Consider the following 26,514-nt stretch of genomic DNA (forward strand, 5'->3'; position numbering starts at 1 on the left):
GGATGGTCGACGACGTCGAGGAGCTGCGCCGCGAGCTGGCCCGGCTCACCGGGCCGGCCCGCACGAGCACGCTCTACGACCTGGCCCGGGTGCTGACCGACCGCTACTGGCGGACCGGGCCGGGGCGATCCGGGGCGATTCGGGACCTGACCGGGGCGATCGAGGCGCTGACCGAGGCGCTCGGGTACTTCGCCGCGGACGACACCCTTCGGGCCCCGTTCGCGGTTCAGCTGGGGTCGCTGCTGGCGGCGCGATACATGGCGCACGGCAGTCAGGACAGCGATCGGCAGACCGGCATCGAGCTGCTCACCGGCTCCCTCGGCAGTCCCCGGCTGTCGCCCGGGCAGGTCGCGCTGGGCCGGCTCATGCTCGGTCAGCTCCACCTGAGCCGGGCGGTGGGCAGACTGCGTACCGGCGGAATCCTGCCGGCGCTGCGGCCCGGCGGCGGATCGCAGGTCGAGGCCGCGCGTACGGCGGCCGGGTGTTTCCGCCAGGTGCTCGCCGAGCCTGAGCTGTCGCCGCAGATCACGACGACCGTGCGAACCCTGCTGACGGTGGCCGACGGGATAGTCGAGGCGTTCAGCGGTGTCGGCGTCAACCCCGCCGCGCTGACCCGGGCCATGCAGACCATGCAGCGGTTGCACAAGGAGGGACGCGGGCTCGGGATGGGCTCGTTCTTCACCGCCGGCAGCCGGTTGGCGCGGACGGATCCGCTGGACCGCCCGGTCATCCTGATCGAGGCGAACGAACCGGTCGCACACCGCGCGGAGCCGGCCCCGGTCGACGCGAGACCGGCCGCGACGGTCGACGAGCTGCGTCACGTCATGCGGAAACAGCTGGGTGACGACCCGTATCAGGCCGCCCCGGCGCTGCTGGCCGAACCGGACGTGGCCGTGGCCGACGAGCTCGTCGCCCTGGCCACCACCGTGGTGCACACCGGATCTGCCGAGGCCGCCGACCATCTGCTGCTGGCCCTGGCCTTGACGCTGCGCAGCCGGGCCGACGACGGTCCCGGCGCGGAGGAGGACGCCGACGACGCCCGGGCGAGCCTGCGCACGGCCGCCTCCGGCGAACTGCCGCCCGAGGCGTTTCCGCTGCTCCTACGCCTGGCACACCGGCTCGACGAGCACGCTGCCACCGGCGTCGCCGCGGCGCTGCGCACGGTCGGCGCGGACGCCCTGGCCGTCCCCCAGCCGGACGGGGTGCTGCTGGTGCATGCCGGCACCGGGCAGGTCTCGCCGGGCACCGAACGCACGCTGCCGCGCCGCACCCTGCTCGTGGCCGATCGGCCGCCGGCGGCCGGGGTGGCCATCGTCTCCACCCTCGCCGGCCACACGCAGCTGCTCGACCTGGCCCGCCGCAAGCGCAGGGCGATCATCGAGGAGCCGGTCCTGCTGGCCGGCGCGGACGGTGTGGACCTGCGGCGCCGCTACGGGCGGGGCGAGTTGCTGCACGAGGCGACCGCGACCGACGTGCTGGCCCGGCTCAGCGCGACCCTGCTGCACCTGGACTGCCCGACCGGCCCGGCCGGCACACTGCTGCTGGCGAAGCGGACCGAACTGACCGCGGAGGCGGTCGTGGCCGCGCAGATCCGGCGCGCGGGCGGGCTGGTCGTGCTTCCGCCCGGGGCCGCCTTCCCTGCCATGGCCGACGCGTTCCTGACCGCCGGTTTCACCGGGGCGGTCGGCTGGCTCGGCCCGGTGGAGCCGGAGGCGGCCGCGGAGGTCTACCGGGAGCTGCACCGGCTGCTCGGCGAGGAACGCCGGTCGCCGGCGGCCGCCGTTCACGCCGTCCGCCGCCAACTGCGCAACATCGCCAGCGGGCTGGTCCATCGCGGCGTCTTCTGAGGAACCGTGGTGAGCACCGGAACGGTCAGGGCGGCCCAGTCGTGGACACCGTCCCCGGCGTGCTCCGCGTCGCGCAGTCCGTGCAGCACCATCGGCCCGCGACCGGCCGTGTGGGCCCGGTCCAGCGCGGGCAGGTCGAACGGTGTCGAGCTGAACTGTTCCTCGGCGACCAGCAGTTTCAGCCACTCACGGACCGAGCTGCCGGGCCGCACCGGCCGGCCGGGAGGGAGGGAGACTCTCACCGGGCGCCGGTTCAGCGCCCAGCCGTCCGATCGGGCGTCGATGAAGGCGCCCTCGAAGAGTTCGGCGTGCACCCGGTATCCGCTGGTCAGATCGAGAAGCACGCAGTAGAGGCGGCGGCCGGTACGGTTGCGGAGACGGATGAGGATCTCCGGCGGAGCCCCCTCCTCGTACCACAGATGAATCTCGCCACCCTCGGCCACGATCGGCGTGGCACCCTCCCCGGCCGGAATGATCTCCAGGCTTACCGCCCCGGCCAGGCGGGACAGCGGGTTGTTCAGATCCCGGATCTGCCGCCAGCGGGCGACATGCTCCAGGCGCGGCAGCAGCGGCCCGGAACCGTCGATCACCTTGCCGTCCGGCCCCTCGATCCGGACGCCGTCGACCACCCGCAGCTCAGGTGCCTCGGACGGACCCGCGAGACGCACGAAGGGCGACCTGCCGATCGTCTCCGCCGGGACGCCGGCGACGGTGGTGGCCGGCAGCGGCACCCGGGAGAAGACCACCGGGTACTGCCGCTCCGGATCGGGTCGCCAGCCGAGCGGGGTGACCAGGCTGCGTTCGGTCAGCACCCGCGTCACCCGGGCCTCCTTCGGAGCGCCGCTTCCCGGCAGCGCGACCCGCAGGTCGTCGTCGCCGGCCGGCGGCAGCCCGTGGCACGAACCGGCGTCCAGCTCCCAGCCCTGCCGGCCGGACCGGATCAGCATGCCGGCCTCGGGCCGCACCGTCGCACCGCCGAGGAACGGCTGGTCGGGCAGGCCCGGCACCTCCGGGTACAGCCTCGGGACCTGGTTGAACGAGCGCGCCTCGACGTCGACCCGGGCCGCGACCAGCAGCTCGCGGTAGGTCTCCGGACCGAGCCGGTTGAGGGCCCGGAGCAGCGCCCAGCTGAAGACGCCGCGCCACTGCCCGTCCAGCTCCATCTCGAGGGCGAACTCGAACCGCCGGGCCGCGGCGAGCGCCACGTGCCGCGCCGTCGAACGGCCCACCGTCTCGTAGGGGCGTCCACCCAACTCCGGCAGCAGGGCCGGGCGCACCGGCTTCGCGCGCAGGCTGGGCACCGCGCGCACCAGCGCGGTGTCCCGGCTCGCGCCTTCGCTGTGACAGCTGTCGAGCACGACCGCGACATGGGCGCCACGCCCGGCGATCTCGTCGAGCAGCAGCGAGAGCTCCTTGTCGAGCAGGTCCGGGACGCCCGGGGTGCGACTGTCGGCGCAGACCAGGGTCTGCATCATCGGCCCGGACTCCAGGTGCTGGAGGCCCTCCGGTACGCGTAGCTCCGAGCCGTGGCCGCTGAACCAGAAGAGGGCGGTGTCGCCGCGACGGGCCCGGCCGAGGTGCCGGTGGATCCCGTCGATGACGGCGGCGCGGGTGGCGGCCGCGTCGTGCAGCTCCTCGATCTTCGCCGCGGGACACCTGCTGCGCAGGAACGCCGCGGCGGCGACGACATCGTTCCGGCAGCCGCGCAGGTCGGTCACCGATTTCGCGTCGTACGCATCGATACCGGCCAGGAGTACGAAGACGTCGCCCATCGAACCAGTATCCGCGCCCATCGATGGCGGCCTGAACGCGCGAAGAGGCCCGGCCCGCGACCAGGCGAGCCGAGCCTCCTCAATCGACGGATCAGCTTCGGACAGCCGGCAGGCCGAACGGCGGGATCCCCGTCACCCCCGGAAACGGGCCGATGAAGTTGTCGAGGTCATCGAGCATGGCGTCGACGAGACACAGAGCGCCGGCGGGATTCAGGTCGATGAGGCCCGGAATCTGGAACGGCAGGTTCATCAACGGCCAGCCGGCGGCGACGTTGCCGGCCAGCAGGGACCGGGTGGTCGCCCCGTTCAGATAGGAGATGCCGGCGTCACGGATGGCCCAGGCCTCGATGTGGTCGTCACCGTTCAACGGGTCGAGGTCGCTGTCGAGGGCCACCATCAGGGTCGAGCCGTTCGGGGTGATCGCCAGGTCCCGTACCACCGAACCGCTGCCGACCTCGGCGATGACATACGGCAGGGCGATCTGATCGGCGGTCCTGACCGGCATGATGACGCCGTTGGACCCGGCGACGAAGACCCGGCTTCCGTCGGGGCTCGCGGTCACCGCGATCGGTTCGAAGGTGGCCGGCGTCCAGCGGCCCACCGGGATGCCGTCCGCCCGGTAGGCCGTGATCGCGCCGACGGCGCTGTTCACGACATAGATGACGTCGCTGCCGCCGACATTGGCGACCGCGATGCCGTTGGGACTGCCGAACGTGCCGATCTCGCCTCTTCCGGTCGGCGCTCCGGTGCCGGCGTCCAGGACAAGGATCTTGTTGCTGGCCGGGGCGGTGACATACATGGTGTCGCTGTCGGTGCTGAAGGCGATGTCTCCGGGTTCGACGCAGTCGTCGGGCAGGGGTACCGATACCCATGCGGGAATACTGTTGATTTTGACCATTTTGAGGATGCTCGTGGACGCGGGTGTGGCGTTGATCGCCCACACGTGCGTCCCGTCCCGAGAGATGCGGATCTTTCCCGGAATCAGCGTTCCGACGGTCTGGGCCATGGCCTCCTTCGTGACGATCGGGGCGGCCTGGGCCGGTGTGCCGGCCATTACCGCTGCTGTCACTCCGATGAGCAGGCCCGCCGCGGCGGACCTTCCGATGGCGGTGGCATCGCGGAGGCGTCGTCGCCTCACCTCCGAAGCCGCGCCAATCACGCTAAGTGGCATACCGATCACCCTAGGTGGCAGCAACGATCGCCGGGCCGGAGTTTCCGGAGCTCCCGGAAAGCACTTGATGGGCCGCAAAGATCCCCCTGACCACATTGGTGTCAACGACCGCGATGTGACCGATGGGGCGCCCGTGGCCACTCGCGGCAGCCATCGGTGCTGGCACGAACACGTGATCCACTTCGGTCAGCGGCTCCATAGAGTTCTGCCATCGCCTGAACACGAACTTTCACGGGGAGATATAACGATGTCCGCTCGCACCTTCGCCGCCCTCGCCCTCGGTGCCGGTTTCCTGGCCAGCCTCGCCGCCTGTGGCAGCACCGCCACCCCGACGACCGCCGCCACGGCCGCTCCGGTCGCCAGCTCCGCGCCCGCCCCGGTGGCCTCCACCGCCGCGCCCGCCCCGGCGAAGACCGCTCCGGCCTCGACGAAGACCGTCGCCTCAAATGACTCCGTGTGCCCGGCGACGGAAGCGACCCTGATGGATGCGCTCGAGCGCAAGATCGGCAAGAAGCCGCGGAAGGACCTCCGCATGAACTCGATCGTGTGCCACAACGGCGGTTGGGCGATCACGAACGTGGACTCCCCCGGCCAGGAAGGCACGGTCCAGACCTATCGGTACGCGTCCGGCGAGTGGAAGTACTTCGTCGGTGGCAGTGCCGGTTACTGCAGTGGCGTCCCGTCCGAGATCCAGAAGTACTTCGGGGAGCACGGGCGCGGTTGCGACACTTTCTCCAACTCGTGACGCCGCGGACGGCCCTTCTCCCGCCAGCGGGGAAGGGCCGTCGATCGTTCGTTCAGGCGGCGCCGCCCTCTTGCTGGCGCCGGTATTGCTGGTTCTGCCGAAGGGCCTCTTCGAGCTGGTCCTCGAGGGTGATGATCCGGCAGGCGGCTTCCAGAGCCGTGCCCTGATCGACCAACTCTCGGGCCCGTGCGGCGAGGCGCAACTGGTGACGGGAGTAGCGGCGGTGTCCGCCGGCGGATCGGAACGGGGTGATCAGTTTCGCGTCGTCGAGCCGGCGCAGGAAGTCCTGCGTGGCGCCGGTGATCTCCGCGGCGCGGCCCATCGTGTAAGCGGGGTAGTCGTCGTCACCGAACATGTCGTCGGGTCCTGCCATTCCTGCCTTCCATGACGAGGGCCCCGGTGCAGAAGCACCGGGGCCCAGGGTAGTGGGTCGAAAACGATCCAACAGTGTCCTGACCTCCTTTTCCTCTGCCTCTACATGCTGTAGTGCTCTCGTGCTGTTCGCCGCATGGGTGCGGTGAACTGTCCAACTCGTCGGCGTCTTTAAAAGATCTTCGCTCTCGATGAGAGGAAGACTACCCATTCACGGCGAGAATGTCTAGCTCGCTGATCATAGGTTTTCTTGCCGCACCGCCGGGGCCTCCCGCACCTCGAGCGTCACCTGATCGTCCCGACTCATCCGTTATGGGTGATGTGCGGGCCGGGCGGAGAACCGAGGGTTGTTCCGGCGCCCATCGTCCTCAGCAGCGGAAATCGTGTCCCGAGGTTTGCAGGAGCCCGATCCGACAGAAGGGCCGACCGGCATGTACACGTTCGACACCACCCTCTCCAGCGCGGTGAGCACCGGTGACGGCCGCCAGGCGGCACCCGGTCCACTCGACCCGGAAACGCTCGACCGCATGCTGCGCTACTGGCACGCGGCGAACTACCTGACCGTCGCGCAGATCTACCTGCAGGAGAACCCGCTGCTGCGGGAGCCGCTGCGGGCCGAACACGTCAAGCCCCGGCTGCTCGGCCACTGGGGCACCTCCCCCGGACTCAGCCTGATCTACACCCACCTCAACCGGCTGATCTCGGAACGCGACGCCGACGTCATCTACCTGGCCGGGCCGGGGCACGGCGGGCCGGCGCTGGTGGGGCACGCGTACCTGGAGGGCACCTACTCGGAGGTCTACCCGGAGGTGTCGCAGGACGTGGCGGGGCTGCGGCTGCTGTGCCGGCGGTTCTCCACCCCCGGCGGGATCCCCAGCCATGTGAGCGTGCAGACGCCCGGCTCCGTCCACGAGGGCGGCGAACTGGGCTACGTGCTGTCGCACGCCTTCGGCGCGGCTTTCGACAACCCGGACCTGATCGTCGCTGCGGTGGTCGGCGACGGCGAGGCGGAATCCGGGCCACTGGCCGGCGCGTGGCGCGGCACCGCCTTCCTCAATCCGGCACGCGACGGTGCCGTACTGCCGATCCTGCACCTCAACGGCTACAAGATCAGCGGGCCGACGGTGCTGGGCCGGGAGACCGACGACAACCTCCGCGCGTTCCTGCAGGGCAACGGCTACGAGGCGCTCTTCGTCGAGGGCGACGACCCGGCCCGCGTGCACCAGGCGTTCGCCGCGGCCCTGGACATCTCCCACAACCGGATCCGTGCGATCCAGGAGGCGGCACGCGACCACGGGCTGTTCGAGCGTCCGCGCTGGCCGGCCATCGTGCTGCGGACACCGAAGGGCTGGACCGGGCCGAAGGAGGTGGACGGGCGGCCCGCCGAAGGCACGTTCCGGTCACACCAGGTGCCGATGACCGACACCCGGACCAACCCGGCTCACCTGGCGCAACTGGAGGAGTGGCTGCGGTCGTACCGGCCGGAGGAGCTCTTCGACAACAACGGGCGGCTGATTCCCGAACTGGCCGGCCTGGCACCGCGTGGCACCCGCCGGATCAGCGCGAATCCGCACGCCAACGGCGGGAGCATCCTCGTCGACCTGGATCTCCCGGACTTCCGTGACTACGCGGTGGAGGTGGACCCGAAGCAACCGGCCGTGATCCGGCAGGAGTCCACCCGCCGGCTCGGCATGATGCTCCGCGACATCTACACCCGCAACGCGGAGCAGGCGAACTTCCGGCTGTTCTGCCCGGACGAGACGAACTCGAACCGGCTGGGCAACGTCTTCGAGGTGGAGAACCGCTGCTTCGTCGGGCCCACCCTCGACATCGACGACCACCTTTCCCCGGACGGCCGGGTGATGGAGGTGCTCAGCGAGCACCTCTGCGAAGGCTGGCTGGAGGGGTACACCCTGACCGGGCGGCACGGGATCTTCGCCACCTACGAGGCGTTCGCGATGGTGTCCGCGTCGATGACGGTGCAGCACACCAAGTGGTTGCAGGAGGCGATGAACCTGCCCTGGCGGGCGCCGGTGGCGTCGCTGAACATCCTGCTCACCTCGACCTGCTGGCGTAACGACCACAACGGCTTCAGCCACCAGGGCCCCGGGCTGATCGACGTGATGCTGTCCAAGCGCGGCACGGTCACCCGGATCTACCTGCCCCCGGACGCCAACTGCCTGCTCTCGGTCGCCGACCACTGCCTGCGCAGCCGTAACTACGTGAACCTGATCGTGCAGGACAAGCAGCCGCAACTGCAGTTCCTGGACATGGACCAGGCCATCGAGCACTGCGACCGGGGTGCCTCCATCTGGCATCGGGCGAGCAACGACGACGGCGGCGACCCGGACGTGGTGCTGGGCTGCGCCGGCGACATCTCCACCCAGGAGACCGTGGCCGCCGCCTGGTTCCTCCGCCAGATCGCGCCGGACCTGCGCGTACGGGTGGTCAACGTGGTGGACCTGATGCGGCTCTTCCCGGCCGGCCACCACCCGCACGGCACCACCCCGGACGAGTTCGTCGAACTGTTCACCGCGGACAAACCGGTGATCTTCGCCTTCCACGGCTACCAGCGGGCCATCCACGAGATCGTGCACGGCCAGCCCGACGTGGACCGCATCCACGTGCGCGGCTTCAACGAGCAGGGAACCACGACCACCCCGTTCCAGATGACCGTGCTCAACGAGATGAGCCGCTTCCACCTGGCGGCCGAGGCGATCCGGCGCACGCCGCACCTCGGCGACCGGGCAGCGGGCCTGCTGGCCGAATGCGAGGCGCGGATCGCCGCGGCCAACGCGTACGCCCACGAGCACTTCGAGGACCAACCGGAGATCCGCGACTGGGTCTGGACCGACTGAGACGAGGCTCGAGATGACCGGGTGCGTGACTGTCTGTGCCGGATAGGCGTAGACAGTCGCGCACCCGACACCTCGCCGAGCCCGCTGTCAGGTACCCGTAGGACATGACTGACCACCAGCATGTAGAAGTACACGCTAACGGCAGAATCCCAGGTCAGACCGCTGCAGGGACCGCACCCGCGGTGCTGCCCGAGTTCCGTCCGAGTTGGTGGGAGACGGGGCTGCGGGCCCGGGCCGACGCGGGCATCGCCGGAGTCTTCGCGGAGCTGCCCGGCTTGATCCGCAAAGCGGTGCGGGTGGCTTGGGGCGCCGACCGGCTGCGCACCGGCGTTGTCACAGCGACGACGGCGTGCTCGGGTGTCCTCGCCGCCTTCGGGCTGCTGGCCACCCAACGCGTGCTGATCGAGTTGTTCGCCGGTGGCCCGACCCCGGATCGGGTCCGGGCCGCGCTGCCGGCGCTGGCGTGGCTGGCCGGCGCGACCGCGCTCCGCGGTGCTCTGGGGATGGCGGTCGGATACGCGTTGAACGGGTTGACGCCACGGGTGCATCTGGTTGTCGAGCGGGAACTGTTCGAGCACACCACCGCGGTCGAGCTGCGGGCGTTCGACGACGACGGTTTCGCCGAGGGGATGGAACGCGCGACCCGCGGCACCGAGGCGGCGATCGAGCTGGTGCAGAACACCATGAACCTCTTCGCCGGGTTGGTCAGCCTGCTCGCGGTCGCGATCGCGGTGGTGACGATCCACCCGCTGCTGCTGGTCGCGCTGCTCGTCGCGACCGTGCCGACCGGGTACGCGGCGCTGCGCGCCGGGCATGTCCGGTTCCGCAGCTATCTGGCCAGCTCGACGCGGCGTCGCCGGCAGTGGGTACTGCAGCGGTTGATGGCCGAGCGCAAGTCGGCTGCCGAGCTGCGCTCGTACGGACTGCGCGGTTTTCTGCTGCGCCTCTACGACCAGGTGATGGGTGCCCAGATCGGCGAAGAACTCCGGGTCGCGCAGCGGGTCACCGCCACCACCAGCGTCGGCGCCGCGATCGGCGGTTTCGCGCTGGCCGGTGTGTACGCGCTGCTGGGGCTGCTCCTGCTGGACGGGCAGATTCCGCTCGCGGCCGCGGCCACCTGTGTGATCGCGGTGCAGGCCGCGCAGCGGGCGTTGGCCCTGGTGACGTTCCAGGTGGACCGGGTCTACGCGTCCGGGCAGTTCTTCAACGAGTACGTCCGCTTCCTCGAGAACGCGACCGGCTATCTACCGTCGCCCAGCGACGAGGGCGGCGCCGACCGCCCGGGTCCGGGGGAGCTGAGCGAGCTGACGGTGCGTGGGGTGAGCTTTCGGTATCCCGACCGGGACCGGCCGGCGGTCGACGAGCTGACCTTGACGATCCGGGCGGGCCAGACGATCGCGCTGGTCGGGGAGAACGGCTCCGGGAAGTCGACGCTGGCCGCGATCATCGCCGGCCTGCGCGCGCCGACCGGCGGCGAACTGCTCTGGAACAGCCGGCCGTACGCCGCCTGGGGGACCGACGAGGTCCGCCGGCACATCGCCGTGGCCCTGCAGGACCATCACCAGTGGCCGTTCAGCGCCGCGACGAACATCGCGATGGGCGACATCGACGCGACCGCCGACCAGGATCTGATCGAGTCGGCGGCGCGGAAGGCCGCCGCCCACGACATGATCCTCGAGCTTCCGCACGGCTACGACACGCTGCTCGACCGCACTTTCAAGGAAGGGCAGGACCTGTCCGGTGGACAGTGGCAGCGGATCACCGCCGCCCGGGCGTTCCTGCGCGACGCCCCGCTGCTGATCATGGACGAGCCGTCGTCAGCGCTCGACCCCCGCGCCGAGGACGCCCTCTTCCAGGCCCTGCGCGGCCGGCAGGGCACCCGGACGACGATCCTGATCACGCACCGGCTGGCCAACATCACGCACGCCGACCAGATCTTCGTCCTCGAACACGGCGCTCTGATCCAGGCCGGCACCCACCGTGAGTTGATGGCCGCTGACGGCACCTATCGACAACTGTTCACCCTGCAGGCCGCCGGCTACCAGTCGTGACGCCGACCTGTCCAACATCACATTGATGATCTCCGCGTCCGGTTCGGTACCCTCCTACCCGTTCTTACACGCGCTCTTACACGCCCTGACAGCGCCTGACAGCGACGTCTGACAATGGAGGACGAATGGGAGACCAACCCGTCGGCGCCGAGTCGGCTCAGGACGGCACCGCCGCTGAGAGGTTCGCCGAACAGTTGCGGACCCTGCGCGCCGGCGTGGGAAACCCGTCGTTCCGGAAGATGGCCGGGCGATCGGGCCGGATCTCCCACACGACATTGCACGAGGCCGCCGCCGGGACCAGGTTCCCCTCGTGGGAGACCACGCGGGAGTTCGTCCGGGTCTGCGGGGCCGACGAGGCCCAGTGGCGACGCCGGTGGGAGAACGCTCAGCACCCCGGGGCGGTCCACGCCGCGGCACCGGTCCTCGACGCCCCGACCGCCGTGAGCGCCATGGCGACCGGCGTCAGGACCTTCGGGAGCACGCCGGTGGTCGACAAGACCGGCATATCCGGCGTCGCCGCGCGCTCGGACCTCGTACCGATGGACCGGAGCGCCCCGCGGGACGAGGACGACCCGGAGGAGGTCGCGGAGGACGAGGGCACGGGTTCGAGACGGCACCGGTCGCCGTGGCTCGCCACGGCGGCGGCGGTGGTGGCGCTGGTCGCCGTCCTCGGCATCGTCGTCCGCGGCCGGTCGTTCTTCGATCACAAAGCCACGCCGTCACCCTCCTCGGACGGGTTCTCGGACTCGCTGATCCCCGGCGACTCGAGCCAGTTCGTCGGCGACATCACCTACCCCGACGGCTCGCCGGTGAAGGTGAACGAGACGTTCAAGAAGGTGTGGGCGCTCTCGAACGCGGGCAAGGTCACCTGGCACAACCGCTTCCTGGCGCGGATCGACGCGACCGGTGAGGACAACGGCTGCCAGGTGCCGGACCGGGTGCCGATCGGCGACACCGCGCCCGGCGAAACGGTCATGATCAGCGTGATGGTCACCGCACCGAGCAAGCCCGGAAAGTGCTGGGTCGGCTGGAAGATGGTCGACGAGAACGGAAAGCCCTACTTCCCCAGCCGGCGGCCGGTGTACTTCCTGGTCACCGTCAACGCCTGAGCACGGTGTCAGTCCTGAGCCTCGGCCAAAGCTGACAACACCGTATCCGTCGAGGTCAGTGACCGTCTGACGGATCTGACTAGTCAGCGGGGGTACCGAACAGCAGATCTCCTCTCGCAGTGTGGTGTCCGTTCCGAACACGACTCCCAACCTGCGAGGCGGATCGATCCTCGCTGTCCGGAAAGGACACCCCCTCATGAACCTCCGCACGAGCCTCGCTGTCGTCGGCACCGCGCTCGCCATGACCACTTCCGTCCTGAGCGTCGCCTCGCCAGCGATGGCCGCGGCCCGGGACGGGGTCTGCGACAGCGGTGAGTTCTGCTACTACTACAACAGCGACGAGGCCGGCTCCGTCTCGGACTTCACCGAGTCGATCGAGGACTACGGCACGACCCAGCCGTCCTGCTACGAGTTCAAGAGCGCGGGCAACGGCCAGGACCTGTGCGTGAAGAACAACGCCGCGTCGGTCTGGAACCGCACCAGCAAGACCGTGCGGGTCTACTACAACAGCAACTTCGGCGGGGCGAGTCAGTCCTTCGCGGCCGGGGCGAAGGGCAACCTCAACGCCACGCTGAAGAACAACAACGCCTCGCACGACATCGGCGGCACCGCCTTCCCGGACGACGCGCGTGCGGACGACGCCATCGCGTTCGCGAGGGCGCGCCTCGGGCACACCGACTGGAACAACCAGTGCGAGCTCTTCGTCGAGCGGGCGTTCGGCACCAGCGGCCGGTTCGCCACGGCGATGACGCACTACCGCTGGCAGCGGGACAACGGGCGCATCCACACCGGCTCGGTGCCGCCCGCCGGAACGGCGGTGTTCTTCACGTCCACCACGTCGGCCGGCCACATCATGCTCTCCATCGGCGGCAACAGCGCCATCAGCACCGGAACGACCGTCTACCAGACCAACAACTTCCGGGACCGCGCCGACTACCTGGGCTGGGCCTACGTCCCGAGCAGCTGGTGAACCGTGATGCGTTCGCACCCCTCCCGTACCCGCAGCTTCCCAGCCCTTCCGATCGGCGGCCGTAGATGACCATTCTGAAAAAAGCTCCGGGCCTTCTGACCGCCCTGGTGGCAGCGCTCGTCGGCGTCGCGGTGGCGCCGAGCGCGGCATCCGCCGCCGACCGCGACGGAACCTGCGACAACGGCGAGTTCTGCTACTACTACAACAGCAACCAGGCCGGCTCGCTCTCCGACTTCACCGACTCCGAGGACGACTACGGCACGGCCCAGCCGTCCTGCTACGAGTTCAAGAGCGCCGGCACCGGCCAGGGCGTGTGCGTGAAGAACAACGCCGCGTCGGTCTGGAACCGGACCGGCAAGACCGTGCGGGTCTTCTTCAACAGCAACTTCGGCGGCGCGAGCCAGGACTTCGCGGCCGGGGCGAAGGGCAACCTCAACGCCACGCTGAAGAACAACAACGCCTCGCACGAACTGGTGTCCACGGACACTCCGACGGGCTGCAAGACCGACGGCACCAACAGCACTCTGCCGACCACGATCCTGGTCTACCGGGTCAGCCTCGGGCGGGTCGACCGGGTCGACTTCAAGACGTACGTCAAGAACGTCCTCCCGAACGAGTGGATCACGAGCTGGCCGGACGCCTCACTGGAGGCCGGCGCCATGGCCGTCAAGAGCTACGCCTGGTACTGGGCGCTGCACTCGAGCCGGAAGACCTCCGGCGGGGTCTGCTACGACGTCCGTGACGACACCGGCGACCAGGTCTACAAGCCGTCGTCGGCGCAGGCCTCGACGTCCGCCGCGGTGGACCGGACCTGGTCGACCCGGATGACCCGCAGCGGAAACATCCTGCAGGCGCACTACTGCGCGACCACGACCGCGTGCGGCGCCTGGGTGGACGGGAACTGGATGTCGCAGTACGGCTCGCGCGACCTCGCCAACTCGGGCAGCGGCTACCAGTCGATTCTCCGTCACTACTACAGCGACGTGACCGTCTCCTGACGTCCCGCGCGAACCACGCCGCCCACCGCGGATCCGCGGTGGGCGGCGCGTGCGTTCCGCCGCATTTCCGGACCCCTTTTGTCCGCGTACCCACTGATGATCGTAAAATCGCCCGGCATCGTATCGATGCCCGGCGCTGGGAGTCGCTCACGACGATCCCGCCGATACCGAGCAGTCACGCCCCGCGGTGCGGCGGGTGCTGTGACGCCGCACCGTGTTGCGTGGATAGGAGCGGGAATGGTTCGTGTGGGGATGTCGCGCCGCAGGCGCCGGCTGGTGGCGGGAGCCACGATCGCGGCCGTCGTGGCGGGAGGAATGGCGGTGTCGGTCGGCACCGCCCTGTCCGCGGAACAGGACGCCGCGCCCGAACACAACCACGCGGGGCAACACGCCCTCGCCGCCGGCGCCGGCCAGGTGACCGTCGGGTCCAGCCGGATCGCCCTGAACCAGCCCGCCGAGCCCTACCTCGGCAAGTTCGTCCCGCCGGCGAACGCCCACGTCACCGGCGTGTATTCGGCCCTCGCGGCATGGCCGCTGGTCGGCATCCACATGGCGCTGCTGCCCAACGGCCACGTGGTCAGCTACGGGACGCCGCCCGGTGAGGCGAAGCAGGGCGGATTCTCCTACGACGACTGGGATCCGGCCGCGGGTGTCGGTACCGGTGCGCACCGCCAGGCGGCGTCCATGCACCAGTACGACGCGTTCTGCAACTCGCTGGAGCGGCTGCCCGACGGCCGGCTGCTGATGGTCGGCGGCAACTCCACCACAGCGACCATGGTCTACGACCCGGCGAACGGCCAGCAGACGATGGGCGCCCAGCTGAACCGGCAACGCTGGTACACCTCGGTGCTGCGCCTGCCCGACGACCGGATGCTGGTCCTCGGCGGCGGCGACTCCTACAACGTCGACGCGTTCCAGAAGCCGGACGACAACACCACCGTCGCCACCACCCCGGAGATCGGCACCGGCACCGGCGCGTGGACCCGGCTCACCGGCGCGGACAGCACGGTGGCGTTCGGCGCGCGGGACAACCGCTGGTGGTACCCGCGGGCGTACGTCGCACCCGACGGCAAGGTCTTCGGCGTCTCCTACGACCAGCTGTGGAAGCTCGACCCGGCCGGCACCGGCAAGGTCACCGCGCTGGGCAAGCTGCCCGTGCCGATCGGCGTCTCCGGCTCCTCGGTGATGTACGCGCCCGGCAAGCTCCTGTTCGCCGGCGGCGGCCAGTACAACAACGGGAGCAACCAGGTCGCCACCGACCAGGCCACCCTCGTCGACATCAACGGCGCGAACCCGGTGGTCGCCGCGACCAACCCGATGCGGCTCGCCCGCAACTGGCTCAACCTGACGGTGCTGCCCAACGGTGAGGTGCTGGCCAACGGGGGCACCCGGGTCGGCACCCAGTCGGGCGCGGCCAACTCCGCGTACGACTCGGAGATCTGGAATCCCGCCACGCGCAAGTGGCGCGACGCCGCCAAGGCGCAGCGGATCCGCAGCTACCACTCCACCGCGGTGCTGCTGCCCGGCGGCTCGGTGCTGACCGCGGCCGGTGGGGTTCCGGGGCCGGAGGACAACTTCAACGCCGAGATCTTCTACCCGCCGTACCTGTTCACCAAGGGCACCGACGGCCGGGTGCGCTGGGCCAACCGGTCGCAGATCACCGCGATCAGCGGCGCGCTGACCTACGGCGGAACGGTGTCGCTCGAGCTCTCGGACAGCCGCAAGCTGGCCTCGGTGTCGCTGATCCGGGCCACCAGCGTCACCCACTCGTACAACACCGACCAGCGGCGCATACCGCTGGCGTTCAGCCAGAACGGCAAGACCATGTCGGTCTCGATGCCGTCCAGCGCGAACCAGCTGCCGCCCGGCTCGTACCTGCTGTCCGGAGTGGACACGAACGGCGTGCCGACCCCGGCCCAGATGGTCACGATCAAGCGGTCCGGCGCGGGCACGGTGACCGTCTACGCCAAGGACCAGACCGCCGCGGACTTCGCCGGCCCGAGCACCAAGGTGCGGTTCCCGGTCACCGACGGCTACCTCCGGGCGGGCGAGAAGATCCGCGTCGAGGCGAGCGACCCCAGCGGAGTGACCGACGTCCAGCTGCTGATCAACGGCACTCTGACCGACAGCGTCAAGGGTCTCGCGAGCGACGGCAGCGCCTCGCTGCGCTGGTCCGCCACCGCCCCGGAGGGCACGGCCACGATGACCGTCCGGGTCTACGACTCGCTGAACAACGTCACGGAGACGACCCGGAAGGTGCTCGTCGACAACCAGGCGCCGGCCCTGACGACCAGCCCCGCGGCCGGCGCGTACGCCCGCGGCACCACGCTCACCGCCGGAGTCACCAAGGTCGTGGACGCCTCCGGCCTCGCCCAGCTGCGGGTCCAGATCGACAACGGCCGGGCCGTCGCGGTCACCGCCGCGCCGTGGACCGCACAGCTCGCCATCGGAAACCTCGCCGACGGGCGGCACACGATCACATTCCAGGGGCAGGACAAAGCGGGCAACCCCGCGGTGGTGCGCAAGACGGTGAACATCGACAACCACAAGCCGACACTCCGGATCACCAGCGCGCCGAAGAACAACAGCACGCTGCGCGCCAAGGTGACGATCTCCGCCTCCGCCGCGGACAATCTCGGCGTCGACCGGGTCGAACTGCTGATCGACGGCAAGGTCGTGATGACCGACAGGACGGCCGCCTACCAGCTGGCCCTGGACCCGAAGAAGTACGGCAAGACCTTCACCATGCAACTTCGGGCGTACGACCGGGCCAGGAACGTCGTGTACAGCGAGAAGCGCACGTACCGGCGCTGAACCTCGGCGCCGTTCGACGGACGGCCCGGCATCCCGAATACGCCGTTGCACTCCCGCACAGCACACGGCCGGGCCTCCACACCAGGAGGCCCGGCCGTTCACTTTCCAGGGGGCTGGGCTCCGCTTCCCGGAACAGTGGCCTCCACCTGCTGTTTTTCAGGAATATGCGGACTTTCGCCGGGATAATTTAGCCGGGTCTCGTCGACCAGAACGTGGAGGTTCGCCATGACGACGACGCAGCAGGACCAAGACGTGATCGAGCTGCTCTGCGACCAGCACAACGAGATCAAGTCTTTGTTCGCCGAGGTGAGGAGCACCACGGGTGAGGATCGCAAGCACGCCTTCCATCAGCTCGTACGTCTGCTCGCCGTGCACGAGAGCGCGGAGGAGCTGATCGTGCACCCCGCCTCCCGGCACGACGCCAGCGACGCCGTGGTCGACGCGTGCCTGCACGAGGAGAACGAGGCGAAACGGGAGCTGACGAACCTGTACGCACTCGGCACCGACGCGCACGACTTCGACGAGGTGTTCGCCGCTTTCGAGCGGAAGGTGATCGCCCACGCCACACACGAGGAGCAGCAGGAGTTCCCCGTGTTGCGGCGCAATACCGACCCGGCGAAGCTGCGCCGAATGGCGGGCGCCGTGCGCGCCGCCGAGGCCGTCGCGCCGACCCGGCCGCACGCCGGAATGGGTGAGAGCGCGAAGACGATGGTGCTGGTCGGACCGCCGATGGCGATCTTCGACCGGACGCGCGACGCCGTCCGGGACTGGCACAGGAAAGCGAACCGGTAGAGCGGAACGGCGGCCCGGATCCCCCGGGCCGCCGTGCCCAGGTGCTCCCGCCTATCCGGTGCGCAGCGCCACGGTGGGCGGCATCCGGGATGCGCGCACGGCCGGCATCAGGCCGACGAAAGCACCGATCAGGACGGCAGAGACGATTCCGCCCGACCACGCCGCAACCGGGATCACGACGGTCCAATTCTTCGAGCCGGCGTAGACGACCGTCGCCGCGGCCCCGGCCAGCACGCCGAGGACGGCGAGCAGGATCGACTCGGCGAGGAACTGTGTCCGGATCCGGCTCCGCGTCGCACCGAGGGCACGGCGCAGGCCGATCTCGGAGCGGCGCTCCAGCACCGAGATGATCATGATGTTGGCGACGCCGACCGCTCCGACAATCAGCGCCACCGCCTGAGCCCGAGGAAGAGGCTGCCGAAGGCCCCCGCAGCAGCGGCGCGGGCGGTGAGCGCGTCGCTGACAGGTGGACAACTGACGGTGGCCCGTCCGACATTGATTTCCTTACACCCACGTTTTCCGAGGTCAGCGCCGGTCAGATCGATCTGACACGATCAACGGGGTACCGAACAGCAGGTCTCTTCTCGCAAGGTGATGGCCGTCCCGAACGGCAATCCAACTCTGCAAGGAGGACCGGCCATGCACCGTTCCTGGCTTACCGCGGGCTTGGCCACGCTCTGCCTCACGGTCGGCGTTCCGAACCCGGCGAACGCGACGTCCTCGGTCTCCGTAGACATGGAGGCCACCGTCCTGGCGGCCCAGATCGACCCCCGGCGCGCCGACAGCACCCTGACCCCGGGCGCGAAGACCTCGGTCCTCGCCGTCGAGCAGGCCCTCGACGCCAAGGATCTGCTCGACCCGCGCTGGGTCGACGGCTACTTCGGCACCGAGACCGTCGCGGCGTACGCGGCCTACCAGCGCTCGCTCGGCTACACCGGCCTGGACGCCAACGGGCTGCCCGGCACGGCATCGCTGACCAAACTCGGACAGGACCGGTACACGGTCACCCACACGATCAGCGTCGGCACGACGGTGCAGCGCGACGGGTACGTCGTCAACGCCCGTACCCAGGCGATGCTCGCCGAGGCCCAGCGGCTGCTCGGTTACCAGCTGGTCCTCGAGCAGGGTTCCTACAACCCCGGCGGCGACCCGACCTCGGCCGGCACGCACGACGGCGGCGGCGTCGTCGACATCTCGGTCACCGGGATGAACGCCACCAAGCGCACCGCGGTCGCCAGAGCGCTACGCCGGGTCGGCTTCGCCGCTTGGGTCCGTGACCCGAGCCAGGGTGACTGGCCGTGGCACATCCACGCCGCGGCGATCAACGACACCGACCTGTCCAGCCAGGCACAACACCAGATCGGCGACTACTACCTCGGCCTCAACGGCCTGGCCGGCCGCGGCCCGGACGACGGGCCGAAGGTCTCGATCCAGACCTGGGAGCAGTACCAGCGCGGGCAGTGACCCGCACCCCGAACCACCCCTCGATCACCGACCGGTCTTCACGAGAGGACACCATGAACATCCGTAAGAGCCTGGCCGTCGCCGGCGCCGCTCTCGCCGTCGCCACCTCCGCCCTGAGCTTCGCCGCGCCGGCGTCGGCCGCGGCCCGGGACGGGGTCTGCGACAGCGGCGAGTTCTGCCTCTACTACAACAGCGACAACGAGGGATCGATCTCGGACTTCACCGGCTCGATCGATGACTACGGCGCCGAGCAGCCGTCGTGCTACGACTTCAAGGGAGCCGGCAGCGGCAAGGGCCTGTGCGTCAAGAACGAGGCGGCCTCGGTCTGGAACCGGAGCGACGAGACCGTCCGGGTCTACTTCAACAGCAACTTCGCCGGTTCGTACCAGGACTTCGCGGCCGGCGCGAAGGGCAACCTGAACTCCACGCTGAAGAACAACAACGCCTCGCACCAGTTCTCGCCGTCCTCGCGCACGAATCTTTCGTACGCGCTGTACCAGACCAGCGGCGGCTCGGTCACCTGCGGTTTCGACGGTTACACGACCACGCCCGGCCGGCACGAGGGCATCGACATCGCCCGCAGCGTCGGCTCGGACGTGCACGCCCTGGTGGCCGGAACGGTCACCTACGTCGCGCAGGGGAGCACCGGTAGCGGTGGGCTGTCCACCATCGCCGTCTACAACTCCTCGCTGAACAAGACGGTGATCTACCTGCACACCGCGCCGAGGTCCGGCGTGAGCGTGGGCGACTCCATCAGCCGGGGCCAGATCATCGCCGACGAGTCGTGGCACGGGGTCTCCTCCAGCTCCGCCGCGCACACCCACGTCGAGGTCCGCAACGGTCGCCAGACCCACGCGTCCCTCAGTGTCAACGACCCCACCCTGGACAACCCGGACCCGACCTCGTTCTGGAACTCCCAGGGCTACAACGAGAAGTAGAACGTTTCCGGCTGTCGGGCATGATCGGCTCTCCAAGAGCCGATCATGCCCGCTCCGCTGTGCCCGGATTTCGACAGCGAATCAACCGAACGGCATGTGAACGGGTTTTCGGATGACCCCTGGCGAGCGATTTCAGAAAGAGCCGAATCCACATACGGTTCTTTCCTATCCAACGAGACACGTCCCCCGGCGGACTCGCTCACAAGGAGCTTCGTCATCGCTACCACAGGTGAACATCCCCCGTTCATGGAGTGGGCGTTCACGGACAGCGGCACGATCCCCGCGCAGCGCCTGCCAGGCGACGGAACGCGACGGATCGGCGCCGTCCACTACGGCATCCGGATCATCGCCCTGGTTCCGGCCTACAACGAGGGCGACGCCATCACCGCCACCATCCGGTCGCTCCGGATGCAGACCCGCCGCCCCGACCACATCGTCGTCGTGCCGAACAACTGCACCGACCACACCGCCGAGGCCGCCCACGCCGCCGGCGCCCACGTCATGCCGTACCCCGGCCGCAACCCCGACAAGAAGGCCGGGGCCATCAACTTCGCGCTCGACCAGCTCGAACCGCATCTGGGCAACCCGTGGCACTGGGCCGTCCTCATCATGGACGCGGACACCACCCTCGACCCTGACTTCCTCGCCATCGCCGAGCGCAACCTGATCTCCGGGGTGGGCGGGGTCGGTGGCACCTTCGCCGGCCGCGAGTGCACGAGCGTGCTGGGCTACCTCCAGCGGATGGAGTACCACCGCTACGCCCAGGTCTCCGGCCGGATGGCCCACCGGGCGTTCGTGCTCACCGGCACCGGCACCCTGTTCTCCTACGGTGCGCTGCTCGACGTGCGACGCCAGCGCCGGTCCGGCACGCTGCTGCCGGCGGGGCGGTCGTTCTACGACACGCACAGCCTCACCGAGGACAACGAGCTGACCTTCGCCCTCCAGTCCTGCGGCTACCGGGTGCTGTCCCCGCCCGGCATGTGGGCCACCACCGACGTGATGGAGGCGGTGCCCAAGCTGGTGGCCCAGCGCGAGCGGTGGTATCTGGGCGCGCTGCGCAACATCGCCCAGTACGGCCGCCAGATGCCGTTCCACATGCGCTGGACGTACTGGCGGCAGCAGACCGGCCTGTTCCTCTCCGCGGTGGTCGCCGTCGCCTACCTGATCGGGCTGACGACGTCCCTGCTGTGGCTGGGCGACCTGACCTTCCGCTGGTACTGGACCCTGCCGTCGGTGCTCCTGCTGGGCGAGCGGGTGTGGAGCGTTTGGGCCATGGGCTGGCGGGCCCGCCTCTACGCCGCCCTGTTCGTGCCCGAGCAGGCGTACACCCTCCTGCTGACTTTCATCTACGTCAAGGCGCTGCTCAAGTTCGTACGCGGCGACAAAGGGTCCTGGGTCGAAAGCTGACCACACCAGAGCGAAAAGGAATTGAACTCGTGTACCAGGGAATGCTGCCCAAGACGGGCATCAGCTTGACGATGGCCGGCATGACGCTGTCCGTCCTGAACGTGATCTGGGTCGGCGTGGCGCTCGCCGTCATCGGCGGCATGCTGATCACACTGTCGAAATTCGGCCCGCGGATCGCCCTCGAGCCGCTTCCGGTGGGTGTCCGGGGCAGCCGCTTCCGCCTGACGGTCAACGGCGAGCCGGCCTTCAAACGCTCCCGCTAGGAACACCACACACGACGACGGCCCGGCCCCCGCCGTGCGGAAGCCGGGCCGATCTCGCGGTTCAGGTCAGCGGCGGTAGGTCCGCTTGGTCGTCAGCCTGCTGTTGCCCGCCCGGTCGTAGACGCGGAGCTGGACGGTGAACGACTTGCCGTACTTCTTCGGGTCGATGGTGAAGCCCCAGCCGGCCCGGTAGTCGATGGCGACGTTCTTACCGTTGATCAGCAGCTCGACGCGACCGATGCCGTTCTTGTCACTCGCGTTGGCTGTGACGCCGAACGGCCTGGTCAGCTTCGCGTTGTTCGCCGGAGCGCTCTTGAGCGACGCCGCCGGAGCGGTGTTGTCGACGATCACGGTGCGCTTGAGGTACGCAGAGTTGCCGAGCTTGTCGATGACCTGCCAGGTCACCGTCCGCGCGCCGTCCCTGCCGGACTTCAGCCGCGCCGTCGTACGCGAGCCGGGGATGTAGTCCGGCCCTTCGATGCCGGTGTAGGCGACCCCGTTGCGGTCCGTGGCCCGGATCGAGGTGACGAACGTGGTGCCGCGGACGAGCGACTTCTCGGCCGGGGAGATCACCGCCGTCGGTGCCGCCTTGTCGATATTGACCGGGAAGGACTTCGACGTGGCATTGCCGGCGGCGTCCCAGACGCGGAGCTCCAGGGTCGCGGTGGGCGCCGTGATCGCCCGGGCGTCCCACTGGAAATCCTCCGGCGAGGTCCAGGCGAGGACGCCGTTCACCCACCATTCGGTACGGACGATCGGCGTCTGGTCGATGACGGTGGCCCGCACCAGGCTGACCCCGCCGACCCAACCGTCACCGTTGTCCAGCCGGTTCCATGAGTACGAGCCGACGTAGTCCACCTCCGTGATGTCCGGGTTCCGTCCATCGACGACGTACTCGGTGCACTCGGGCCACCTGTTGCCGGCCTTGTCGGTGGCCTGGAAGCACGGAGACTTGGCCCCTGACACGGCGTTCCAGGTCCAGGACCAGGGCGCCTCGGTGAGCGTGGCCAGCTCATCGCCGCTACCGCCGGCGAGCACCTTGACAGTCACCACGTCGTCGGGCACATCGGTCAACTCGATCGTGACCGGGCCCGGGCGCATCGCCGTCTGAGCCTTCGGCGAGAAGGTCACCTTGGGCATCTTGTTGTCGATGTGCACCTTGGTGGTGACCGGCTCGCTGCCGTTACCGGCCGCGTCGAACGCTTGCAGGGTGATCTCGGTGTCGAACTCGTTGCCGGCCCGGGAGGTGGTGTTCGCCTTGCAGGCCCAGAACGTGGGCGCCACCGGCGAGTACGGTTTGCAGCTGGCCCAGGTGGTGGACTCGCCCGGCGTACGAACGGTCACGTCCAGCCGGATGGCCCGGACGTTGTCGGTCACCATCGGGCGGAAGTCGAACAGCGCCCTGTGCGGCAGGTCCGCGGTGAGTCCGCTGCTCACGATCACCGGCGCGGTCGTGTCCGGGGAGCCGCTCGCGGTCACCGTCACCGGCGCCTTGTTGTTCGACTTGTCCAGATCGTCGAGGAAGCGCTGGCACTGGCAGTCCGGGTTCACCTCGATCGACCCGGCGCCATCGGTGACGACCTCCTCGATCCGCAGGGAGAACTTCCAGGTCTCGGTCGCGCCCACCTTGAATCTCGTCGCGGTCTGGCACGCGTACTGGCGCGCCTGCTCGGGCCAGACGTCACAGCCGGGCGCGCTGACCACCGAGGTTCCAGCCGGAATGGTAACGACGACCAGGCCTGGCGACTCGCCGCCCGGCGACCAGTCCAGCGTTGCCGGGCCGTTGTTGTGGACACCGATCTCGGCGTCCACGACCTCACCTACCGTCCCGGTGACCGCGTCGCCGACAGCGACCAGATCCGCGCCGTTCTGGCCGGTCACCGTGACCGAGACATGCTGCCAGGCGCCGGCCGAGCTCTCGCCGAGTTTGCCGCCCTCCTGCAGTTGCAGGTTCGTGCCGGTGCCGGCGATGCCGGTCGGCCTGTATTCGTTCTTGGTCTGCCACTGGAACTGGCCGTACAGACCGCCCGGCGCGTACGTGTCCGCGCCAGACCGGAAAGGTACGACTACCCGGTACGACTTGCCCGGCTCCAGCGTCTGGTCGAAGGTGCAGCCCCGCGGCCGCCCGGATTCATAGGTGCAGTTGGCGAACTGCTCGGTGGCCTCGAAGCCATTGGCGCTCGCGAAGTTGACGGCGACGCCGTCGATCGCTGTGGTGCCGGTGTTGGTGACCGACAGGGTGGCGGCGAAGCCCTCGCCGACCGCAGCGCTGAGCTCCTGCTCTGCGCCGGCGAGCAGCGGCGGTTCAGCAGCGGCGTACGCCGGCACGGTCAGGCCCGCGACCGAGACCATCGAGGCGGTCAGAGTAGTGAGGATTCGGCGGGAAAAGGTTCGGTGCACGGTTCCCCCGTAGAAGATCAGTTACCGCACATATTAAAGATCATCAAGCTGGTGCGCAGTCCCTGATGAAACGGATCTCACCTCGCACCCCGGACGGTGCCGGGCATCGACTGATTGTCGTGAGCGCACAGCTGACCGTGAGCGGGATGCCACCGCAGCTCTGCTACCGCCGGCCCTGACAAAACCCTTACAAAGTACGAGCGGTTCGCTGACCCACGATCGGCAGAATCTCTCGCCATGAGACGAACCCTGGCTGTCGCGCTCGTGCTCGGCGCCCTGATCGCCGGCGGCTGCGACCGCGGCGCCGCGCCGAAGGAGACGACACCACCGGCCCCCGCGACGCCGACGGCGAGCCAGAACGCTCGATCCGCCGACGGCGTCGACTCACTTCTCAACGAGGCCGACGAGCAGCTCGACCACGACGACCAGCCCGCTGAAGAAGAGGATTGAGGTCCCCCATGAAACGCGTTCTCGCCGCCTCCCTGGCCGCCACCCTCGGCGTACTGCTCGCCGCCTCCCCGGTGGCAGCCGCAGGCAAGCCGCTCGATGTCGTCAAGAAGGCCGTGATCACCCGGATCGACAAGCGGCTCGACGCCCTCAAGAAGGACTCCGCCGCGCTCGACAAGGCCAAGCACCTCCAGGCCGCGCACAAGCAGACGCTGCAGCAGCTCATCGACGGCCAGTCCGCCGAGCTGACCAAGTTGCGCGCCAAGACCGAGGCCGAGACGACCGCCGAGGCGCTGAAGGCGGACGCCCGCAGCATGGTGGTCGATTACCGGGTATTCATCCTGACCGGCCCGAAGGTGCGACTCTCGATCGTGATCGACACCGAACTGGCCGCCGCCGGCAAACTGCACGACCGGGAGAACGCCGACGACGCCAAGCTCGACGCCGTCGAGAAGTCGCTGGACGGCAAGGTCGACGCGCTGCTCGCAATCCAGCCGGGTCCGGACGGCGACGCCATCCGCGCCCAGGTCAAGACGATCCGTACGACCGCCAAGGACGCTCGCGCCACCCTGAAGGCCCTCAACAAGAGCACCAGGGGCAAGTAACAGCCCAGGAAGCGATCCCGAATGCCGGCGCGGTGAACCAACCGCGCCGGCATCGGCGCGTTCCGGCCGGTTCTGCCGATGGGGTCGGGTGGAGAAAGTCCGGGACGGGGTGTGACAGTGTCCGTCGCCCCGGACAGGTGTGGGGCATGGACTACCGAGGAGTACGTACATGAGGGGGCCCGTCACCCCGGAGGCGGAAGAACGGTTCCGGGCGCTGCACCGGGACACGTTCGCCGATCTCCTGCGGTTCGTCGAGCGGCGGGTCCCGGCCGACGAGGCCGAGGACATCGTGTCGACGGTCTTCATGACCGCCTGGCGGCGTCTCGGCGAACTTCCCGACGACACGCGGCCCTGGCTGTTCGCCGTGGCTCGCCGGACCATGGCCAACCAGACCCGGGGCTGGCTGCGGCGTCGTGCTCTCGACGTCCGGCTCATGCGGGTCGAGATCCCGCACGAGCCGGACGGCGCCGGTGCGGCCGCGGCCCGCGTCGACCTGGACAAGGCCTGGCGGTCGCTGAGCCCCGCCGACCGGGAGGTGCTCGCGCTGGTCGCCTTCGACGGCCTGACGTCCGAGCAGGCGGCCACCGTGCTGAACTGCCGGCGATCGGCGTTCGCGATGCGGCTGGCCCGCGCCCGCAAGCGGCTGCAGGCGGCCCTGGAACCGGCTGTCAACCCCGCCGCTCTCCCCTCGTACACCGTCAAGGAGCAGCAGTCATGGACGAACGCATGAACGACCTGCGGAATCTCGCCGTACTCGACCCGGCCCGGGACCGTGAGCCCACCGCCATGGAGTGGACGCGCTCGCAGGCCTTCGTCGAGCGGGTGATGGCAGGCGAGGTCACCAGGCGCCCCGCTCACCAGGTGCGCCGTCGATGGATGCTCGCCGGCGCCGCGGCGGTGGCGGCCGGCGTGGTCGGCGCCGTCGCGGTACCGGCCCTGTTCCCCGGTGCGGCGCAGGAGGCGGTGGCCTCCTGGACGGCCGCGCCGACGTCCCGCACCGGCGAGCAGGTGCTCCCGCAGGCCCGGCAGTGCGCCGGCAACGGGGTCGGCGGGACGACCACGGCCACTCCGGACGACGTGGTGCTCGCCGAACAGCGTGGCAAGGCGACCCTGCTGGTCATGCGCAAGGGCGGATCCGTGATCGAGTGCCTCAGCACCGGCGCCGACCAGTTCGCCGCGATGGGCCTGACCGACGCGACGACCAAGCCCCCGGCTCCGGCCCATGACGGCGTGACCCTGGAGACGATGAGCTCGTTCGGTGAGGGCCGGAGCATGTGGTCCAACATCATCGGCTTCGCCGGCCCCGACGTCACGGGGGTCGAGATCCGTACGAACGGCGGCCGGGTCTTCCAGGCCAGCGTCAAGGCCGGCTGGTGGGCGGCGTGGTGGCCGGGCGCCGAGGGCGGCGAGGTCGACACGCTCACGGTCACCGTGCACACCGCCGCCGGAACGACCAGCCACCGCCCGTCCGAACTGCCCTGACCCGCGGGA

The 26,514-nt window shown here is 69.5% G+C and carries 22 protein-coding genes; 17 read left to right on the forward strand and 5 right to left on the reverse strand.

Annotation, left to right across the window (positions count from 1 at the left end; all coding sequences use genetic code 11):
• The first annotated feature begins 2 nt into the window (after window positions 1-2).
• Entirely contained in the window at window positions 3-1,847 is a 1,845-nt protein-coding gene (locus CHC09_RS22245) for a hypothetical protein (RefSeq protein ID WP_089295105.1), read from the forward strand.
• Here CHC09_RS22245 and CHC09_RS22250 read toward each other — a convergent pair.
• Together CHC09_RS22250 and CHC09_RS22255 are read right to left on the reverse strand one after the other, a co-directional pair.
• Window positions 1,784-3,619: a caspase family protein gene (locus tag CHC09_RS22250; protein ID WP_179277221.1), complete on the reverse strand. Its 1,836-nt coding sequence runs from the start codon at window positions 3,617-3,619 to the stop codon at window positions 1,784-1,786. The two genes, CHC09_RS22245 and CHC09_RS22250, sit on opposite strands and share 64 nt — an antisense overlap.
• A gap of 91 nt (window positions 3,620-3,710) precedes the next feature.
• A complete protein-coding gene (locus tag CHC09_RS22255) occupies window positions 3,711-4,673 on the reverse strand; it encodes a YncE family protein (protein WP_089295107.1) in 963 nt (320 codons plus the stop codon).
• A 364-nt stretch (window positions 4,674-5,037) separates the two neighbouring features.
• Here CHC09_RS22255 and CHC09_RS46435 point away from each other — a divergent pair, with 364 nt between their 5' ends.
• Window positions 5,038-5,535, forward strand: a complete 498-nt coding sequence (locus tag CHC09_RS46435) for a hypothetical protein (RefSeq protein WP_179277222.1) — start codon at window positions 5,038-5,040, stop codon at window positions 5,533-5,535.
• Between the two features lie 52 nt (window positions 5,536-5,587).
• Here the strand turns inward: CHC09_RS46435 and CHC09_RS22265 are convergent, their stop codons facing one another.
• The gene (locus CHC09_RS22265) at window positions 5,588-5,908 is read right to left on the reverse strand and encodes a helix-turn-helix domain-containing protein (protein ID WP_089295109.1); all 321 of its coding nucleotides are present in this window, start codon (window positions 5,906-5,908) and stop codon (window positions 5,588-5,590) included.
• A gap of 430 nt (window positions 5,909-6,338) precedes the next feature.
• Between CHC09_RS22265 and CHC09_RS22270 the strand changes: the two genes are divergently transcribed.
• From CHC09_RS22270 to CHC09_RS22300, 7 genes are all read left to right on the forward strand, one after another.
• On the forward strand, window positions 6,339-8,765 hold the full coding sequence (locus CHC09_RS22270) for a phosphoketolase family protein (protein ID WP_089295110.1): 2,427 nt from the start codon (window positions 6,339-6,341) through the stop codon (window positions 8,763-8,765).
• Between the two features lie 104 nt (window positions 8,766-8,869).
• The gene (locus tag CHC09_RS22275; RefSeq protein WP_089295111.1) at window positions 8,870-10,816 is read left to right on the forward strand and encodes an ABC transporter ATP-binding protein; all 1,947 of its coding nucleotides are present in this window, start codon (window positions 8,870-8,872) and stop codon (window positions 10,814-10,816) included.
• 125 nt (window positions 10,817-10,941) lie between these two features.
• The gene (locus CHC09_RS22280; protein WP_089295112.1) at window positions 10,942-11,925 is read left to right on the forward strand and encodes an NBR1-Ig-like domain-containing protein; all 984 of its coding nucleotides are present in this window, start codon (window positions 10,942-10,944) and stop codon (window positions 11,923-11,925) included.
• Window positions 11,926-12,121: 196 nt separating this feature from the next.
• Window positions 12,122-12,895 (forward strand): peptidase inhibitor family I36 protein, encoded by a 774-nt coding sequence (locus CHC09_RS22285; protein ID WP_089295113.1) that lies wholly within the window; start codon window positions 12,122-12,124, stop codon window positions 12,893-12,895.
• 65 nt (window positions 12,896-12,960) lie between these two features.
• Window positions 12,961-13,893 carry a SpoIID/LytB domain-containing protein gene (locus CHC09_RS46440; RefSeq protein ID WP_179277223.1) on the forward strand — a complete coding sequence of 311 codons (933 nt, stop codon included), beginning with the start codon at window positions 12,961-12,963 and terminating at the stop codon, window positions 13,891-13,893.
• 237 nt (window positions 13,894-14,130) lie between these two features.
• The gene (locus tag CHC09_RS22295; protein ID WP_143232461.1) at window positions 14,131-16,707 is read left to right on the forward strand and encodes an Ig-like domain-containing protein; all 2,577 of its coding nucleotides are present in this window, start codon (window positions 14,131-14,133) and stop codon (window positions 16,705-16,707) included.
• 225 nt (window positions 16,708-16,932) lie between these two features.
• Window positions 16,933-17,499, forward strand: a complete 567-nt coding sequence (locus CHC09_RS22300) for a hemerythrin domain-containing protein (RefSeq protein WP_089295115.1) — start codon at window positions 16,933-16,935, stop codon at window positions 17,497-17,499.
• A 51-nt stretch (window positions 17,500-17,550) separates the two neighbouring features.
• On the opposite strand, the gene CHC09_RS22305 is transcribed toward CHC09_RS22300, so the two are convergent.
• On the reverse strand, window positions 17,551-17,892 hold the full coding sequence (locus CHC09_RS22305) for an ABC transporter permease (RefSeq protein WP_373871926.1): 342 nt from the start codon (window positions 17,890-17,892) through the stop codon (window positions 17,551-17,553).
• A 246-nt stretch (window positions 17,893-18,138) separates the two neighbouring features.
• On the opposite strand from CHC09_RS22305, the gene CHC09_RS22310 reads away from it, so the two are divergent.
• The 4 genes from CHC09_RS22310 to CHC09_RS22325 all read left to right on the forward strand — a co-directional run bounded on the left by CHC09_RS22310 (window position 18,139) and on the right by CHC09_RS22325 (window position 21,571).
• The gene (locus tag CHC09_RS22310) at window positions 18,139-18,963 is read left to right on the forward strand and encodes a peptidoglycan-binding domain-containing protein (RefSeq protein ID WP_089295116.1); all 825 of its coding nucleotides are present in this window, start codon (window positions 18,139-18,141) and stop codon (window positions 18,961-18,963) included.
• Window positions 18,964-19,016: 53 nt separating this feature from the next.
• Entirely contained in the window at window positions 19,017-19,901 is an 885-nt protein-coding gene (locus CHC09_RS22315) for a peptidase inhibitor family I36 protein (protein ID WP_089295259.1), read from the forward strand.
• Between the two features lie 246 nt (window positions 19,902-20,147).
• A complete protein-coding gene (locus CHC09_RS22320; protein WP_179277224.1) occupies window positions 20,148-21,308 on the forward strand; it encodes a glycosyltransferase family 2 protein in 1,161 nt (386 codons plus the stop codon).
• A gap of 80 nt (window positions 21,309-21,388) precedes the next feature.
• Window positions 21,389-21,571, forward strand: coding sequence for a hypothetical protein (locus tag CHC09_RS22325; protein WP_143232462.1), 183 nt, complete (start codon window positions 21,389-21,391; stop codon window positions 21,569-21,571).
• A 66-nt stretch (window positions 21,572-21,637) separates the two neighbouring features.
• On the opposite strand, the gene CHC09_RS22330 is transcribed toward CHC09_RS22325, so the two are convergent.
• Complete coding sequence (locus tag CHC09_RS22330; protein WP_089295119.1) at window positions 21,638-23,923, reverse strand: Ig-like domain-containing protein; 2,286 nt, start codon at window positions 23,921-23,923, stop codon at window positions 21,638-21,640.
• Window positions 23,924-24,208: 285 nt separating this feature from the next.
• Here CHC09_RS22330 and CHC09_RS22335 point away from each other — a divergent pair, with 285 nt between their 5' ends.
• From CHC09_RS22335 to CHC09_RS46445, 4 genes are all read left to right on the forward strand, one after another.
• On the forward strand, window positions 24,209-24,421 hold the full coding sequence (locus CHC09_RS22335; protein WP_089295120.1) for a hypothetical protein: 213 nt from the start codon (window positions 24,209-24,211) through the stop codon (window positions 24,419-24,421).
• An 8-nt stretch (window positions 24,422-24,429) separates the two neighbouring features.
• Entirely contained in the window at window positions 24,430-25,023 is a 594-nt protein-coding gene (locus CHC09_RS22340; RefSeq protein ID WP_089295121.1) for a hypothetical protein, read from the forward strand.
• A gap of 169 nt (window positions 25,024-25,192) precedes the next feature.
• Complete coding sequence (locus CHC09_RS22345; protein WP_089295122.1) at window positions 25,193-25,753, forward strand: RNA polymerase sigma factor; 561 nt, start codon at window positions 25,193-25,195, stop codon at window positions 25,751-25,753.
• Window positions 25,738-26,505 (forward strand): hypothetical protein, encoded by a 768-nt coding sequence (locus tag CHC09_RS46445; protein ID WP_089295123.1) that lies wholly within the window; start codon window positions 25,738-25,740, stop codon window positions 26,503-26,505. Before CHC09_RS22345 ends, CHC09_RS46445 begins: the two co-directional genes overlap by 16 nt.
• The last annotated feature ends 9 nt before the right edge of the window (window positions 26,506-26,514 follow it).

This window comes from Actinoplanes regularis, assembly GCF_900188005.1.
Lineage (GTDB): Bacteria > Actinomycetota > Actinomycetes > Mycobacteriales > Micromonosporaceae > Actinoplanes > Actinoplanes regularis.

What these genes read in the sequence shown, in the direction of transcription:
- CHC09_RS22330 (WP_089295119.1), bottom strand. Translation starts at nt 23,923, where the DNA reads ATGGTCTCGGTCGCGGGCCTGACCGTGCCGGCGTACGCCGCTGCTGAA.
- CHC09_RS22345 (WP_089295122.1), top strand. Translation starts at nt 25,193, where the DNA reads ATGAGGGGGCCCGTCACCCCGGAGGCGGAAGAACGGTTCCGGGCGCTG.
- CHC09_RS22300 (WP_089295115.1), top strand. Translation starts at nt 16,933, where the DNA reads ATGACGACGACGCAGCAGGACCAAGACGTGATCGAGCTGCTCTGCGAC.
- CHC09_RS22265 (WP_089295109.1), bottom strand. Translation starts at nt 5,908, where the DNA reads ATGGCAGGACCCGACGACATGTTCGGTGACGACGACTACCCCGCTTAC.
- CHC09_RS22335 (WP_089295120.1), top strand. Translation starts at nt 24,209, where the DNA reads ATGAGACGAACCCTGGCTGTCGCGCTCGTGCTCGGCGCCCTGATCGCC.
- CHC09_RS22340 (WP_089295121.1), top strand. Translation starts at nt 24,430, where the DNA reads ATGAAACGCGTTCTCGCCGCCTCCCTGGCCGCCACCCTCGGCGTACTG.
- CHC09_RS22250 (WP_179277221.1), bottom strand. Translation starts at nt 3,619, where the DNA reads ATGGGCGACGTCTTCGTACTCCTGGCCGGTATCGATGCGTACGACGCG.
- CHC09_RS46440 (WP_179277223.1), top strand. Translation starts at nt 12,961, where the DNA reads ATGACCATTCTGAAAAAAGCTCCGGGCCTTCTGACCGCCCTGGTGGCA.
- CHC09_RS46445 (WP_089295123.1), top strand. Translation starts at nt 25,738, where the DNA reads ATGGACGAACGCATGAACGACCTGCGGAATCTCGCCGTACTCGACCCG.
- CHC09_RS22285 (WP_089295113.1), top strand. Translation starts at nt 12,122, where the DNA reads ATGAACCTCCGCACGAGCCTCGCTGTCGTCGGCACCGCGCTCGCCATG.
- CHC09_RS22255 (WP_089295107.1), bottom strand. Translation starts at nt 4,673, where the DNA reads ATGGCCGGCACACCGGCCCAGGCCGCCCCGATCGTCACGAAGGAGGCC.
- CHC09_RS22280 (WP_089295112.1), top strand. Translation starts at nt 10,942, where the DNA reads ATGGGAGACCAACCCGTCGGCGCCGAGTCGGCTCAGGACGGCACCGCC.
- CHC09_RS22315 (WP_089295259.1), top strand. Translation starts at nt 19,017, where the DNA reads ATGAACATCCGTAAGAGCCTGGCCGTCGCCGGCGCCGCTCTCGCCGTC.
- CHC09_RS22245 (WP_089295105.1), top strand. Translation starts at nt 3, where the DNA reads ATGGTCGACGACGTCGAGGAGCTGCGCCGCGAGCTGGCCCGGCTCACC.
- CHC09_RS22310 (WP_089295116.1), top strand. Translation starts at nt 18,139, where the DNA reads ATGCACCGTTCCTGGCTTACCGCGGGCTTGGCCACGCTCTGCCTCACG.
- CHC09_RS22320 (WP_179277224.1), top strand. Translation starts at nt 20,148, where the DNA reads ATGGAGTGGGCGTTCACGGACAGCGGCACGATCCCCGCGCAGCGCCTG.
- CHC09_RS22275 (WP_089295111.1), top strand. Translation starts at nt 8,870, where the DNA reads ATGACTGACCACCAGCATGTAGAAGTACACGCTAACGGCAGAATCCCA.
- CHC09_RS22270 (WP_089295110.1), top strand. Translation starts at nt 6,339, where the DNA reads ATGTACACGTTCGACACCACCCTCTCCAGCGCGGTGAGCACCGGTGAC.
- CHC09_RS46435 (WP_179277222.1), top strand. Translation starts at nt 5,038, where the DNA reads ATGTCCGCTCGCACCTTCGCCGCCCTCGCCCTCGGTGCCGGTTTCCTG.
- CHC09_RS22295 (WP_143232461.1), top strand. Translation starts at nt 14,131, where the DNA reads ATGGTTCGTGTGGGGATGTCGCGCCGCAGGCGCCGGCTGGTGGCGGGA.
- CHC09_RS22325 (WP_143232462.1), top strand. Translation starts at nt 21,389, where the DNA reads ATGACGCTGTCCGTCCTGAACGTGATCTGGGTCGGCGTGGCGCTCGCC.